Here is a 14,154-nt window from a genome sequence, read left to right on the forward strand (position 1 = left end):
CGCAGCATCTTGTCGGGCGGACAGTTTCATTTTAGTCGCCAAGGTCCGGGATATCGGCAGCAGGCCCAGCGAAGGCGCGCGACGATATCCACGACCTCAACGGATCAAGGTTGAGCTGACCTTCGATCAAGCCGCCGAAGCTGACCTCCCGGTGCCCATTCCGGAAGAGTGTCGGTACAAGGCCAGCGAGCGATTCTTCGATCCCCGCGAATATGACGGCTGAAGGCTAAGGCATAACGATCGTTCTGGCACGAGTCATCTGGCCTGCGTACCACTCGTCAGGCCGCTGGCGGGCGCGGGGCGCTTGCCGCCAGCGTCTCGGCAGAAACCGGCTGCCTGAGCATGCCCTCGATGCAGTCGATGAGGGTCAGCCTGCTGGCCGGCTCCTGCCAGAAGCGCTGCCAGACCGTGCCTTCGGCCGGGCGGTCGCGCGTGGAGGCCACACTGAAGAGGAAGAGCATCATCAGGCGGATGCGCTGGTTCAGCAGTTCGCGCGGCACCTCGGGCAGCAGCGAGCGCAAGTGCTCGATGCAGCGCCGGTAGCCCAAGTCGCGGCCTTCCACGCCTTCGATGAAGGCGTCGTAGTGCTCGACCATCAGCGAGTTGAGCAGCGTGAGGTAGCCGGGCGGGGCGATGGCCTCGGGTGCGTCGCCGGCGAAGGGCTCGGCCAGGATCCTGAGGATGTCGCGCAGGGTCGGCGTGCTGGTGGCGGCTTCGAGGGCGGTGAGCTTGCGCTGGCGCGCGGCGTCGTAGAGCAGGGCGCCGTCGGCGATCAGCTCGCGCAGCAGGCCGTCCTTGCCGCCGAAGTGGTAGTGCAGCGAGCCGCCGCTGCGCTGGCCGGCGGCGGCCAGGATGTCGCGCACGGAAACGCCTTCCACGCCGCGTTCGGCGAAGAGTTGCAGGGCGATGGCTTTCAGGTGTTCTCGGGTCTCGTTGCCGCGCATGGGCTTGCCTTGGGGCGGGTTTGGGTCTGGCTTCCCGCCCGGGTTTGGGGTTAACACGGAGATGCGAATCCGGAAACCGCTATGGTACAGTGACCCAATTAGGTCACTGTACTAATTCGACGTTTCCAGGCGGAGCGCCCCCATGACATCCACGTCTTCCCCTCTCGTTGCCGGCCTCGGCCGGTTCGCCAGCGCACTCGACTTCCACGGCAAGACCGCGCTGGTGGTCGGCGGTTCCAGCGGCATCGGCAATGGCATTGCGCAGGCCTTCCGTGAACTTGGCGCGGCGGTGCACGTCTGGGGCACCCGCGCCAGCGCGGCCGACTACCGCGCCGACGAGGGCTCGGATCTCACCGGCCTGCGCTACACCCAGGTGGATGTGTCCGACCCGGCGGCCGTCGAGGCCGCGCCCTCGACATTCGACCGGCTGGACGTTCTCGTCCTCGCCCAGGGCACCGTGCTCTACAAGCGCGGCGAGTTCGACATGGCGGGCTTCAGCAAGGTCGTGCGCCTGAACCTGGACAGCATGATGTCCTGCGCCCTGCGCTTCAAACCGATGCTGGCCGACACCCAAGGCACGCTCATCACGCTGAGTTCGGTGGCGGGCTTCCGCTCCACCATGGGCAACCCCGCCTACTGCGCCTCCAAGCATGGTGTGGTGGGGCTGACCACCGCGCTCGGCGAGGCCTGGGGGCGCGACGGCATCCGCGTCAACGGCATCGCGCCGGGCCTGGTGGATACCAAGCTGACCAAGGTGACTACCGCTACGCCGGCACGGCTGGCGGGCGCGCTGCAGGGCATTCCGCTTGGCCGCCTGGGCCAGCCGGCCGAGATGGCGGGTGCGGCTGTATTCCTGGCTTCGCCGCTTTCGTCTTACATCGCGGGGCAGACGCTGCTGGTCGACGGCGGCATGTCCTTGTCGTGATTCCCGTTCTGATCGCTTCGTTGATCCCTTCGTTGATCCCCTTGTTTCCGGAGTTTCGCCATGAGCTGGTCATTTGAAACCGATCCCGAATTCCAGGCCCAGCTGGACTGGATCGACAACTTTGTCCGCACGCGCGTGGAGCCGCTGGAGTACGTGCTCGGCAGCCCCTACGACGTAAAGAACCCGGCGAACATCCGCCTGGTGCGCCCGCTGCAGCGCGAGGTACGCGAGCGCGGCCTGTGGGCCTGCCATCTTGGCCCCGAGCTGGGCGGGCAAGGTTTTGGCCAGGTCAAGCTGGGGCTGATGAACGAGATCCTGGGCCGGGCCCGCTTCGCGCCCATCGTGTTCGGCTGCCAGGCGCCCGACAGCGGCAACGCCGAGATCCTCGCCCACTACGGCACGCCCGAGCAGAAGCGCCGCTGGCTGGCGCCGCTGCTGGCTGGCGAGATCGTGTCGTGCTTCTCGATGACCGAGCCGCAGGGCGGCGCCGATCCGCTGGTCTTCACCACCAGCGCCGTGCGCGACGGCGATGCGTGGGTAATCAACGGCGAGAAGTGGTTCTCATCGAACGGCAACTTCGCCGACTTCTTCATCGTGATGGCGGTCAGCAATCCGGAGGCGTCGGCCTACCAGCGGCATTCCATGCTGATCGTGCCGGCCGATACGCCGGGCGTGGAGATCCTTCGCAACGTGGGCTTCGGTTCTGAGAAGGTCGCCTCGCATTCCTACATCCGCTACAACAATGTGCGCGTGCCGGCCGATCACCTGCTCGGCGGCGAAGGGCAGGCCTTCGTGGTGGCGCAGACGCGCCTGGGCGGCGGACGCATCCATCACGCCATGCGCACGATCGGCGAGGCGCGGGCCATCCTCGACATGACCTGCGAGCGCGTGCTGTCGCGCGTGACCAAGGGCGAGCGCCTGGCCAACAAGCAGATGGTGCAGGAGAAGATTGCGGATTCGTGGATCGAGCTGGAGCAGTTCCGCCTGCTGGTGCTGCGCACCGCCTGGCTGATCGACAAATACAAGGACTACAAGCGCGTGCGCAAGGACATCGCCGCGGTCAAGGCCGCCATGCCGAAGCTGCTGCATGACATCGCCGCGCGCGCGCTGCACCTGCATGGCTCGATCGGTGTGTCGGACGAAATGCCCTTCGCCAGCAGTGTGATCAATTCCTTCTTCCTCGGGCTGGCCGATGGCCCCACCGAGGTCCACAAGGTCACCGTCGCCCGCGAGGTGCTGGCCGGCTACCAGCCGACCACCGACGTCTTCCCCTCCTACCACCTGCCGCGCGAGCGCGAGCGCGCCATGGCGATGTATGGCGACGCACTCGAAGACCTGCAGGCGTCCCTCTGACCCGCCAACGCCACAGGACAGCCTCTATGAGCCAATCCGTGCAGACTGACTGGCAGGCCCTGGCCGATCCGGTGCGCCTGGCGCGCTGGATGGACCAGCGCGGCCTGGGCGAAGGGCCGCTGGAGAATGTGCGCCAGCTTGCCGGCGGCACGCAGAACCTGCTGATGCGCTTTACGCGCGCCGGCCGCGACTACGTGCTGCGCCGTCCGCCCCTGCATCCGCGCATGAACGGCAACGACATCATGCGGCGCGAGATCCGCGTGCTGGGCGCGCTGGCCGGCACCGACGTGCCGCATCCGGGCCTGATCGCCGGCTGCGAAGACCCCGAGGTGCTGGGCTGCGCCTTCTACCTGATGGAGCCCATCGAAGGCTTCAACGTCTCCACCGGCCTGCCTGCGCTGCACGCCGCCGACCCGGCCGTGCGCCACGCCATGGGCATGGCCCTGGCCGACGGTGCCGCCGCGGTCGGCCGGGTCGACCTGGACGCCGTCGGCCTGGCCGACTTCGGCAAGCTCGAGGGCTACCTGGAACGCCAGGTGCCGCGCTGGTGGACGCAGCTCGAAGGCTACCGCGACTACCCCGGCTGGAGCGGCCCCGAAGCGCTGGGTGACGTGAAGGCCGTGGCGCGCTGGCTGGACGAAGCACGGCCGAAGTCCTTCCAGCCCGGGCTGATACATGGCGACTACCACATCGCCAATGTCATGTTCCGGCCGGACGGCCCGGGTTTGGCCGCAATCGTTGACTGGGAGCTATCGACCGCCGGCGATCCGCTCATCGACCTCGGCTGGCTGCTGGCGACCTGGCCGGATGCTGATGGGCAGTCGGTCGGCACGGCCACGCCGCAGCCCTGGCAGGGCTTTCCCGCTGCCGAGGAACTGGTGGGCCGCTACGCCAAAGGCACGCGGCGCGACCTCTCGCACCTGCACTGGTACGCGGTGCTGGCCTGCTACAAGCTCGGCATCATCCTCGAAGGTACGCATGCGCGTGCCTGTGCGGGCAAGGCGCCGCGCGAGACCGGCGACCGCCTGCACGCCACCGCGCAGAACCTCATCGCTCGCGCCACGCAGTGGATCGAGGCGCGTGGCGTGCCGCGTTGATGCGCACGGCCCCCGCACTGATGCCCCCATTCGCCCCCATTCCTGATCCGGAGATTGCCATGACCCAGCCTTATCGGCGGCTGAGCCGCTCCCTGCGCGACCGCGTGGTCCTCGTCACCGGCGCTGCCGGCGGCATGGGTGAAGCCACCGCGCGCGTCTTTGCCGACGAAGGCGCCTGCGTGGCGCTCGCCGATATCCGCGCCGACGCGCTGGAGGCAGTGGCGGCCTCGATCCGCGCCGCAGGCGGCCGCGCCCGCGCGTTTGCCCTCGACGTGGCGGACGGCGCGGCCATCACGCGCGTGGTCAATGAAGCTGCCGGGCATTTCGGCGGGCTGGACTGCCTGGTGTCGAACGCCGGCATCTCGATTGCCGTGCGCATCGATGACCCCGGCTACGACCAGAACTGGGGCCGGGGGCTGGACATCATGCTCACGGCGCAGCAGCGCCTGGTGCGGGCGGCCTTACCCTGGCTGCGCAAGTCCGACGCGGCGCGCATCGTCACCATCGCCTCGACCGAGGCGCTCGGCGCCACGCCCGGCCACAGCGCCTACTCGGCCGCCAAGGCTGGGGTGACGGGGCTCACACGGTCGCTCGCCGTCGAACTCGGCCGCGAAGGCATCACGGTCAACTGCATCTGCCCGGGGCCCATCCTGACCGGCATGACTGCCGCCATTCCCGATGAAGACAAGCAGAAGTACGCGCGCCTGCGTACCGCGCTGCGCCGCTACGGCAGCCCGGAAGAGGTGGCACACATGACGCTGAGCCTGTGCCTGCCGGCGGCGTCTTACCTGACTGGTGCCGTCATTCCCGTGGACGGTGGGCTGATGGCCCGCAACGCCTGAGGTTGCCTGTTTCCTGAAACGGGCGGCACGCGATGGGCCGCCCCGACGTGGGGTGCCCAGTAGCGGGGCGCGTCTCAAAGGACCGCTTCTGGGTTGGCAGCGGCCTATGACTGGCCCGCATTTCATGAGTCGTGCTTGTGCTTGTTGATGGACGTTACCGACTCCACATCCAGGTCGAAGAACGGGCTGTCTGGCGGGGGTGGCGCCAGTCCGGCGCCCCAACTGGCGATGGCAAGCTTGATGTACTCGGCCATCTGGTCATCGGAAACGTCCCTGGGTTGGTCGATGGTGACGACATAGCGGCGATTGCTCATGATGGGATTCCCCTGTCTACGCGGCATGGGCTCTGAGCAGCCATTCGGAGATACCTACTGAAACGCTGTCGGATGTGCCGCAGATCGCATTTGCCTGGTCAGCGATATACCAGCATTGGATTCCTTCAGATCTTGCTGCCAGCCAGCAGCCCCATTAGGCCCCGGCACCCATGCCATCACGATCATCGGATGCGCCGGCGCGCCGTCGGCTGCTTGCGGGTGTACGTCGGTTGAGTTCAGTATAGGCCTCGAGAGGCTCACACCGGTTGACTGAGTTCGATGTTGCTCGTGGTGCGTGCCATGTACGAGTTCGCAGGAAGGACGCACACACGCGGCGTGGTCGCGAAAGCACCCGGTGCGGACGACTTGGACGAACATCGCCAGATCGTTCAGATCTAGCGCGATATTTATCCAAAAATGGATTGAACTAATCCTATTTGACCGCCTAGTGCAAGACGACTTCAATCTCCCATACTTAAGGTGTCGCACAGAAGGGGGCCGTCTCCGGGCGGGCCGCCGGCCAAGGTGGCCACCGCGACAGCTTCATGAGCACGAGGAGGGTTAAATGGTTGACTCCAAAAAGCCGCGCGCCATCGGCTTCAACCACGTGGCGCTGGAAGTCGGCGATATCGAGGAAGCGTTGGCATTCTATGGTCGCATCTTCGATTTTCAATTGCGCGGCAAGAGCAAGACGATGGCCTTCATCGATCTTGGCGACCAATTCATCGCGTTACAGGCGGGACGCAAACAGCCTCCCGATGACGGCCGGCATGTCGGCCTCGTTGTCGATGACAAGGAGGCGGCGCGCGCCGCCCTCAAGGCGGCGGGGGTCAAGTCGCTCGACGGTCCGTTTCTGGATTTCCGCGACCCCTGGGGCAATCGCATCGAGATCGTGGGCTACGACAATATCCAGTTCACCAAGGCTCCGAACGTTCTGCGCGGTATGGGCCTGACGCATTTGACCAAGAACGAAAGCGCGAAGAAGGAGTTGGCGGAAAAAGGGATGGCGGCGAGCTAGGGTCCTTGGCAATGAACTGGAGAATCCAAAACACGAAGGGGCGTGCCGCGCCGCGCTATGGCATGACGGCACTGCCCGCTGCCGTCCGTGCGGTGTCCGAGCCCGGCCGGTTGAGTCAGCTGGTCTCAACCTTTCGGTGGCCGGCCAGCCCTGGAAACGGCCTCTGACGATATTCAGGTCAGTCTTCGCTCCCAGAGCATTTCCGACCTATGAGGTCCATTCGGGCATGTTCCAGGCAAGCACACCAGGGCCCTTTCAGGCAAGCAGCGCCACCTGCACGTCGCGCTCTCCTTGGTACGGATTGCGCCCATGCCAGACCTGCAGGTTGTCAAGCACCATCACGTCGCCGTCGCGCCACGGCCATGCATAGGTCACCTTGTCGCATAGCGCGTCGATATGCGCCATTTCCTCGGCAGTCAGGCGATTGCCGTCTCCCAGCGTTGCTCCCGTGGGGTATTTCTTTGTCTTGCTGATCTCGATATCGAGACCTTGCTCGGCCTGCGGCTTCATATGGAGAATCGACCGATAGAGCTTCTTGCCCGTCCGCGGATGGCGGACAAAGGGATCGAGAACGTTCAGCACGGTCAGGCTGCCGTCAGCGTTCCAGAGGGGTTGCAGGCCGCGCTCGGCGCAAAGCGTCTCGACCTTCGCAGGATCATCGGTCTCGAAGGAGTGGTTCCAGCCACGCTGGTCCATATGACCATAGGATGCGCTCTGGTCGGTCGCCAACGGGCCGAAATTGATCGCAGTGCGGGTACCGAGCGTCTCGATCTTTCGCACCAGCGTGGGATCCATCTCGTCGACCAGATGCCGGACATCGCCGATCAGCGTTTCGCCGCCCACAGCGGCAGTCTTGCGCGAGAAGAAGGCCACGCGCCCGGGGTAGTCCCGACGATAGGCCATTTCTGAATGCAGCGCGAGTCGCACGGAAGAGGACAGGCGCGTGGCTTCCATGACCCTGCCGCTGACCGTCGCGCGAGGCGCGCGGCCGCCCGCATAGCCGCCCAGGAACGGTGGAAAGCCTTCGATGAAATCGGCGAAATCGGCCGTGTCAGCGATCGGGAAGCCGCGCAAGACAATGCCGCCATGTGCGACGACAAGATCATCGAGAACGGAGCGCACCTCTCTGAGCCAGGCGCGAAAGCGTGCGCGATCTTGCAGGGCCGCTCCGCGCGGTTCGATGAACAGCGGGGGGCGGGCAGGTGCAAGTTCGTGGCATTGCACGTCGACGCCTAGCGCGGGCACGTCGATGGTGATGGGCGATACGTCCGACTGGGCGGCTTGAGTCATCGTTGTCTCCTCGTATTTGTTGGGGGAAGGGGAACTTCAGTTTCGATACGACGGGTCTATCCGGTCCAATTCGCGGCGCACCGCAGCCCATTCGCGCCGGCCCCGGACGGCGATCCGCCCGAAGGCCTGCCGGCTGGCTTCCAGCGAGGCTTCACTTGGGAGGATCACGTCGCCGGCGGCCAAGGCATCGACCTGGATGCGGCAGGCACATTCCAGCCAGTAGATGTTGAAGAACGCTTCGGCGATGGTCGCGCCGCACACCAGCAGCCCGTGATTGCGCAGGATCATGGCGTTGAGGTTGCCGAGATCCCTGACAAGCCCCTCCTGCTGGGCAAGATCCACCACGGGTCCGGAAAAGTCGTGATAGGCCACCTGGCCGTAGAACATGTGGGAATGCTGCGAGATCGGCAGCAGGCCACAACGCATGGCGGACACCGCGGACGAGGCACGGGTGTGGGTGTGCAGCACGCAGGTGGCGTCGTGCCGTGCGGCATGGACGGCGGTATGGATCACGTAAGCGGCGGGATTCAGGCCGAAGTCGTCTTCCGGGCGATACAGAATCTCGCCGTTCAGGTGGATCTTGTAGAGGCTGGATGCCGTGACTTCCTTGTACAGCAGCCCGTAGGGGTTGATCAGGATATGTTCCGGCTCGCCCGGCACGCGTGCGGTAATGTGGTTGTAGATCAGGTCGGTCATGCCGTAGAGATGGACGGCGCGGTACAGCGCCGCCAGTTCCACACGGGTTTCCCATTCGGCGTCGGAGATCGATGGATGACGCGAGCTGGTGCCAGCGCCTTGGATTGCTGTCATGAGCTAGCTCCCGTCAGTTCAGGTTCAGGTTCAACTCGGCGATGTTGCGCTTGTCGCTCGCAAATTGCTCCGCCGCGTACTTCTGATACGCGGCGGTGCCCATGAAGCGGTTCGGCATGGACTCCAGGTCCAGCGCGCGCTGGTAGGCCGGGTCGGCGCTGGCGGTACGGAAGGCCTCCTGCAGTACGGCCACGACCTTGGGATCCAGCCCGCGCGGGCCGGCGATGCCGATTTCCGATTCCACAGTGATGTCGTAGCCCAGCTCGCGCAGGGTCGGTACGTTGCGCCAGCGCTGGAGCCGTTGCGGCTCGGCCACCGCGAGCAGGCGCAGCTTGCCGGACTCGGCCATGGCGCCCCAGCCGGCCTCGATCATGGCGTCGACATGGCCGCCCAAGAGCGCCACGGTAGCTTCCGAGCCGCCCTTGAACGGCACGAAATTCAACTTGATGCCGGCCGCACGCGACAGCCGTGCCACGGTGATCTGGCCCAGCGAGCCGGTGCCGACCGAGGCCACGCTGACCTTGCCCGGATTGGCCCTGGCGTAGTCGATGAGTTGACCCAACGTCTTCCAGCGCGAATCCGCCGCCACGGAAACGCCCTGCACATAGCTGGTGAGGCCAACGATGTAGGTGAAGTCGTTCATGGCGTCGTACGACACCGGCTGCAGGTGAGGCAGGCGGAAAAGCGCGGGCGTGATCATCGCCAGCGTGTAGCCGTCACGGGCGGCGGTGCGCGCCATGGTGCTCGGGCCGAGCGTGCCGCTCACCCCGGGGCGGTTTTCCACCACGATGGGTTGTCCCAGCACCCGCGCGGCGGCGTGAGACAGGGCGCGGATCTGCGTATCGGTTGGGCCTCCGGCGGTGAACGGCAGGATCATCGTGATCGGCTTGCCCGGATACGTGTCGGCGTGGGCCGCCGGCGACAGGTTGAGCGCTGCGGCGGCGAGAGCGGCGGGCAGGAAAGCTAGCAGCGCGCGACGGCGCTGGCGTGGTTGACGGGGCATGGGTGTCTCCTGGATGTTCGGACCCGGTCTGTTGCCGGGTGGAAGCAAGTCTATGGGCGGTCCGGCGGTTGACCGATTCCGGTTATTCAAATAGTGATTCCTCATTGGACTCACCGTACAATCGATGCCATTAGGACACTGGACACGGCATGCGCACCGAAGACCTCAGGCTTTTCCTCACCGTGACCGACCATCGCAGCCTCCACCAGGCCGCCGCGGCATGCGGTGTCTCGCAATCGGCGCTGTCCAAGGTACTGGCGCGGCTTGAGGAGGAATCGGGAATGATCCTGTTCGAGCGCACCGCGCGCGGGGTTGCCCTGACGCCGTCCGGCGCCACACTCGCCGCGCACGCGCGCAAGGTCACGCTGGCCCTGGACGACATGGAGCGCGAACTGAATGACCAACGCCTGGCGCGCGCCGGCAAGGTACGGCTGGCAACGCTTCCCTACCTCATCCCCAGTCTGCTGTCGCCGTTGCTGGCCCGGTTCTTCGTCAGCCGTCCGCTGGCTGCTTTTTCGATAGAAACCCACCTGAGCCCTCATCTCATGGGGGCGTTGCAAAGCGGAGAAGTCGACCTGGTGTGCGGTGCCACGCCCGTCGACGTGCCGCCCGGCATTTCGTGGATCTCACTCGGCCTGGTCACGCTACACATCGTCACCCGGGTCGATCATCCGCGCCGCAACAAGCTGCGACGACTGGCGGACCTAGCCCACGAGCGCTGGGCGTTGCCGGCAAGCTCGCTCTATCTCCGGCAGGCATTCGATGAGCGATTCCAGTCCCTCGGACTGCCGCCGCCCCTCGTGGCCGTGGAAAGCACGACGTCGCCCACCGCCTTCGGCGAGCTGCTGCGGCACTCCGACCTGCTGGGGCTGCTGCCATCGCGCTTTCTCAAGCAGGCCGACGGCCACGGTCTCGCCGCGCTCGACGGGCCTGGCATGACGTGGCAGCATGAGTTGGCCGTGTGCTGGCGCAGCGCGGGCTACCTGTCCCCGCTGGCGCAGGATTTTCGGGATGCCATGGTGGAGTGGTGCGCGGAGACGGGAGTCTGAAATCCGTGGCGTCGGCGCTGCGGGATCAAGCCGGGTCGAGCGGCATGGCGCCGGCCGGCGGCGCGGCCGCGCCGGCAAAGGATTGATGGGCCTGCTGGGCATACCCGCTTGGAAAAGAGTAAGGGGTTTGTGGGCCGGACGGCGATCAGCGTGAAGGACGTGACGCCGCCGGCGGTGCCCGCTGCCTGCCACGTCACCACGGTCGAGGCGCCCAGGCACGGCGCTATACTGGGACCGTCCGCCGCGGCGCCGTTTCCCGCGCCGCGCGGGAAGGCGCCCGTCGCAGGAAGGTCCGAAATTGGCTGATCACGATCTTGCAAGGCTGAAAATCGACCGTGGCCCGGCCGCGGTGGTGTCGCGGCGGCGTGGCTGGCTGCGCTACGCGATAGTCGCCGCCGCCGTTGTCGTGGCCCTGGGCGTCGCCGCCTGGGTAACGCGCGCGCCCGTGGTCGAGACGGCCACCGTGACCACCGCCTACCCCTCGCAGAACTACACGCTGCTCAACGCCACCGGCTATGTCGTGCCCCAGCGCAAGGCGGCGGTCGCCTCCAAGGCGCAGGGGCGGTTGGAATGGCTGGGCGTGCTGGAAGGCTCGCGAGTCAAAGAGGGCGAGGTGATTGCCCGTATCGAGAGCCGGGACGTCGAGGCGACGCTGGCCCAGGCAAGTGCCCAGGTCCATGTGGCGCAGGCCAATCTTGCACTGCAGCAGGCGGAATTGCGGGATGCCGAGGTGAACCTGCGCCGCTCCGAGGTGCTGATCGGGCCTAAGGCCATCTCGGTGTCGGAGTACGATGCCGCCCTGGCGCGCTACAAGAAGGCCGAGGCATCGGTCAGCAACTCGCAGGCAGCCATCGTCGCGGCGCAGGCCAATGCGCGCGCCGCCCAGGTGGCCGTCGACCAGACCGTGGTCCGCGCGCCCTTCGATGGCGTGGTGTTGATCAAGCATGCCAATGTCGGCGACAACATCACGCCGTTCTCGGCGGCGGCCGACACCAAGGGCGCCATCGTGACCATCGCCGACATGGAGACGCTGGAGGTGGAGGCGGACGTGGCGGAATCGAATATCGCCAGGATCCGCGTCGACCAGCCCTGCCTGCTGCAGCTCGACGCGCTGCCCGAGCTGAGGCTGGCCGGCCAGGTATCGCGCATCGTGCCGACTGTGGACCGTGCCAAGGCGACAGTGCTGGTCAAGGTGCGCTTCGTCGACCGCGACGCCCGCGTGCTGCCGGACATGAGCGCCAAGATCGCCTTCCTGTCCAGGCCGGTGTCACAGGCAGACCGCAAGCCCGTGGTCGCGGTGCAGCCGGCCGCCGTGGCCACGCGCGAGGGCAGGGCGGTGGTCTTCGCTGTGAAGGACGGCAAGGCGCGCGAGATGCCGGTCAGTACCGGCGAACGGGTCGGTGAGCTGGTGGCGGTGAGCGGGGTGGCGGCGGGCGTCACGCTGGTGCTGGCCCCGGGTGCCAAGCTGCGCGACGGCGACAAGGTCAGCGTGGCGAAGAAATAGCATGGAAGCCGCGCCGCTCGTCCGCATCAGCCATGTCGCCAAGTCCTACCGGCGCGGCGCGCAGACCGTTCCGGTGCTGTCGGACATCACGCTGGACATTGCCGAGGGCGACTTCATCGCGCTGATGGGCCCGTCCGGCTCGGGCAAGAGCACCTTGCTGAACCTGATCGCCGGCATCGACCGGCCGGACAGCGGCGAGCTGCGCGTGGCCGGGGTCGATATTTCGCAGCTGCCCGAGAGCGCGCTGGCCGACTGGCGCGCGGCCAATGTCGGTTTCATCTTCCAGTTCTACAACCTGATGCCGGTGCTGACCGCCTTCGAGAACGTGGAACTGCCGCTGATGCTGACGCGGCTGTCGCGCGCCGAGCGCCGCGAAAGAGTCGCGCTGGTGCTGAAGATGGTGAACCTGGCCGACCGCGTGAGCCACTATCCGTCCGAGCTGTCCGGCGGCCAGCAGCAGCGCGTGGCCATCGCCCGCGCGCTGATCACCGACCCGATGCTGATCGTGGCCGACGAACCGACCGGCGACCTGGACCGCAACTCCGCGGCGGAAATCCTCGCCATGCTGCAGCGGCTGAACTCTTCGCTCGGCAAGACCATCGTCATGGTCACGCACGATGCGCATGCTGCGGCCGCGGCGAGGTCGCTCGTGCATCTGGAGAAGGGGGAGCTGAGCCATGGCGAGCAGGGCTGAGCATTCTCGGGCGTCGAGGCCGGGTGCCGGGGCAGGGGGCTTGCCTGCCAGCGCTGGGGGCGGGCACTTGCGCGAACTGAATGCTGTTGTTCTGGCGAATACCGGCCCCCAACCCTCACCCCATTGCTACACCCTCTCACCATGTACGTGCTCAAGCTGATCGCCCGTAACGCCATGCGACACCGGCTGCGCACCTGTCTGACGGTGCTGGGCCTGGTCGTGGCGGTGCTTGCCTTCGGCCTGCTGCAGACCGTGGTGGATGCCTGGTACGCAGGCGCCGCCGCGGCCTCCAACGCGCGCTTGGTGACGCGCAACGCGATCTCGCTGGTATTTCCGCTGCCGTTGGCCTACGAGAGCCGGATCAAGGGCGTGGACGGCGTGACCATGGTGGCCCGTTCCAACTGGTTCGGCGGTGTCTACCGCGACCCGAAGAACTTCTTCGCGCAGTTCGCGGTATCGGACAACTATCTGGATCTCTACCCCGAGTTCATCGTGCCCGAGCAGCAACGCGCGGACTATCGGCGCGACCGCAAGGGCTGCCTGGTCGGCCGCCAACTGGCGGACCTGTACGGCTTCAAGGTCGGCGACGTGATTCCGATCAAGGGCACCATCTATCCGGGCACCTGGGAGTTCGTCGTGCGCGGCATCATGGATGGGCGCGAGGAGAGCACCATCACGCGCCAGCTCGTGTTCCACTGGGAGTACCTGAACGAGACCGTGCGCCAGCGCTCGCCGCGGCAGGCGGACCAGGTGGGCGTCTACGTGATCGGCATCGCCGATCCGGACGACGCCGCGGCGGTCTCGCGCGGCGTCGACGGCGTCTTCCGCAACTCGCTGGCCGAGACGCTGACCGAGACCGAGCAGGCCTTCCAGCTCGGCTTCGTGGCGATGTCGAACCAGATCATCGCCGCTATCCGCCTGGTCTCCTACGTGGTCATCGTCATCGTGATGGCGGTGATGGCCAACGCAATGGCGATGAGCGCGCGCGAGCGCACGGTCGAATACGCGACGCTCAAGGCCCTGGGCTTCGGGCCGGGCTTTCTCGCGCTGCTGCTGTTCGGCGAGTCGCTTTTCATCTGCCTGCTGGGCGGCGGCATCGGCATGCTCGCCACGCCGCCGGTCGCGGCCGGCTTCAAGCAGGCGGTGGGCGGCGTCTTTCCCGTCTTCATCGTGTCGCACCAGACGCAGGGGATGCAGGCGGCCTGCGCGCTCGCGGTGGCGCTGGCCGCGGCCATCGTGCCGGCTGTGCAGGCGGCGCGCGTGCGCATCGTGGAAGGCCTGCGGGCCATCGGCTGACGGATCGGAGGCGCG

The 14,154-nt window shown here is 66.6% G+C and carries 14 protein-coding genes; 9 read left to right on the forward strand and 5 right to left on the reverse strand.

From position 1 onward, the window contains the following. Positions 1-278: 278 nt before the first annotated feature. A complete protein-coding gene (locus AC1Z3O_RS26330; protein WP_483518992.1) occupies positions 279-944 on the reverse strand; it encodes a TetR/AcrR family transcriptional regulator in 666 nt (221 codons plus the stop codon). A 142-nt stretch (positions 945-1,086) separates the two neighbouring features. On the opposite strand from AC1Z3O_RS26330, the gene AC1Z3O_RS26335 reads away from it, so the two are divergent. From AC1Z3O_RS26335 to AC1Z3O_RS26350, 4 genes are read left to right on the forward strand one after another with little or no spacing between them, the layout of a single operon-like run. Then, positions 1,087-1,869 (forward strand): SDR family NAD(P)-dependent oxidoreductase, encoded by a 783-nt coding sequence (locus AC1Z3O_RS26335; RefSeq protein ID WP_483518994.1) that lies wholly within the window; start codon positions 1,087-1,089, stop codon positions 1,867-1,869. 60 nt (positions 1,870-1,929) lie between these two features. Beyond that, positions 1,930-3,222 (forward strand): acyl-CoA dehydrogenase family protein, encoded by a 1,293-nt coding sequence (locus AC1Z3O_RS26340; protein WP_483518996.1) that lies wholly within the window; start codon positions 1,930-1,932, stop codon positions 3,220-3,222. Positions 3,223-3,248: 26 nt separating this feature from the next. After that, positions 3,249-4,319, forward strand: a complete 1,071-nt coding sequence (locus AC1Z3O_RS26345) for a phosphotransferase family protein (protein WP_483518998.1) — start codon at positions 3,249-3,251, stop codon at positions 4,317-4,319. 59 nt (positions 4,320-4,378) lie between these two features. Beyond that, positions 4,379-5,161 carry an SDR family NAD(P)-dependent oxidoreductase gene (locus AC1Z3O_RS26350; protein ID WP_483519000.1) on the forward strand — a complete coding sequence of 261 codons (783 nt, stop codon included), beginning with the start codon at positions 4,379-4,381 and terminating at the stop codon, positions 5,159-5,161. A gap of 122 nt (positions 5,162-5,283) precedes the next feature. On the opposite strand, the gene AC1Z3O_RS26355 is transcribed toward AC1Z3O_RS26350, so the two are convergent. Then, positions 5,284-5,502: a hypothetical protein gene (locus tag AC1Z3O_RS26355; RefSeq protein WP_483519002.1), complete on the reverse strand. Its 219-nt coding sequence runs from the start codon at positions 5,500-5,502 to the stop codon at positions 5,284-5,286. A gap of 538 nt (positions 5,503-6,040) precedes the next feature. Between AC1Z3O_RS26355 and AC1Z3O_RS26360 the strand changes: the two genes are divergently transcribed. Further along, positions 6,041-6,493 carry a VOC family protein gene (locus AC1Z3O_RS26360; protein WP_483519004.1) on the forward strand — a complete coding sequence of 151 codons (453 nt, stop codon included), beginning with the start codon at positions 6,041-6,043 and terminating at the stop codon, positions 6,491-6,493. A 255-nt stretch (positions 6,494-6,748) separates the two neighbouring features. Here AC1Z3O_RS26360 and AC1Z3O_RS26365 read toward each other — a convergent pair whose 3' ends face one another. The 3 genes from AC1Z3O_RS26365 to AC1Z3O_RS26375 are packed head-to-tail and all read right to left on the reverse strand — an operon-like array spanning position 6,749 to position 9,596. Then, positions 6,749-7,783, reverse strand: a complete 1,035-nt coding sequence (locus AC1Z3O_RS26365; protein ID WP_483519006.1) for a TauD/TfdA family dioxygenase — start codon at positions 7,781-7,783, stop codon at positions 6,749-6,751. Between the two features lie 36 nt (positions 7,784-7,819). Next, complete coding sequence (locus AC1Z3O_RS26370) at positions 7,820-8,593, reverse strand: class II aldolase/adducin family protein (protein ID WP_483519008.1); 774 nt, start codon at positions 8,591-8,593, stop codon at positions 7,820-7,822. Between the two features lie 13 nt (positions 8,594-8,606). Continuing rightward, the gene (locus AC1Z3O_RS26375; RefSeq protein ID WP_483519010.1) at positions 8,607-9,596 is read right to left on the reverse strand and encodes a tripartite tricarboxylate transporter substrate binding protein; all 990 of its coding nucleotides are present in this window, start codon (positions 9,594-9,596) and stop codon (positions 8,607-8,609) included. Between the two features lie 149 nt (positions 9,597-9,745). On the opposite strand from AC1Z3O_RS26375, the gene AC1Z3O_RS26380 reads away from it, so the two are divergent. From AC1Z3O_RS26380 to AC1Z3O_RS26395, 4 genes are all read left to right on the forward strand, one after another. After that, entirely contained in the window at positions 9,746-10,645 is a 900-nt protein-coding gene (locus AC1Z3O_RS26380) for a LysR family transcriptional regulator (protein ID WP_483519012.1), read from the forward strand. A 298-nt stretch (positions 10,646-10,943) separates the two neighbouring features. Then, positions 10,944-12,149, forward strand: coding sequence for an efflux RND transporter periplasmic adaptor subunit (locus AC1Z3O_RS26385; RefSeq protein WP_483519013.1), 1,206 nt, complete (start codon positions 10,944-10,946; stop codon positions 12,147-12,149). Between the two features lies 1 nt (position 12,150). Then, on the forward strand, positions 12,151-12,843 hold the full coding sequence (locus AC1Z3O_RS26390; RefSeq protein ID WP_483519015.1) for an ABC transporter ATP-binding protein: 693 nt from the start codon (positions 12,151-12,153) through the stop codon (positions 12,841-12,843). A gap of 141 nt (positions 12,844-12,984) precedes the next feature. Beyond that, positions 12,985-14,139, forward strand: coding sequence for an ABC transporter permease (locus AC1Z3O_RS26395; protein WP_483519017.1), 1,155 nt, complete (start codon positions 12,985-12,987; stop codon positions 14,137-14,139). Positions 14,140-14,154 lie beyond the last annotated feature (15 nt).

The sequence above is a fragment of the Cupriavidus sp. 09_S30 genome (assembly GCF_056930435.1).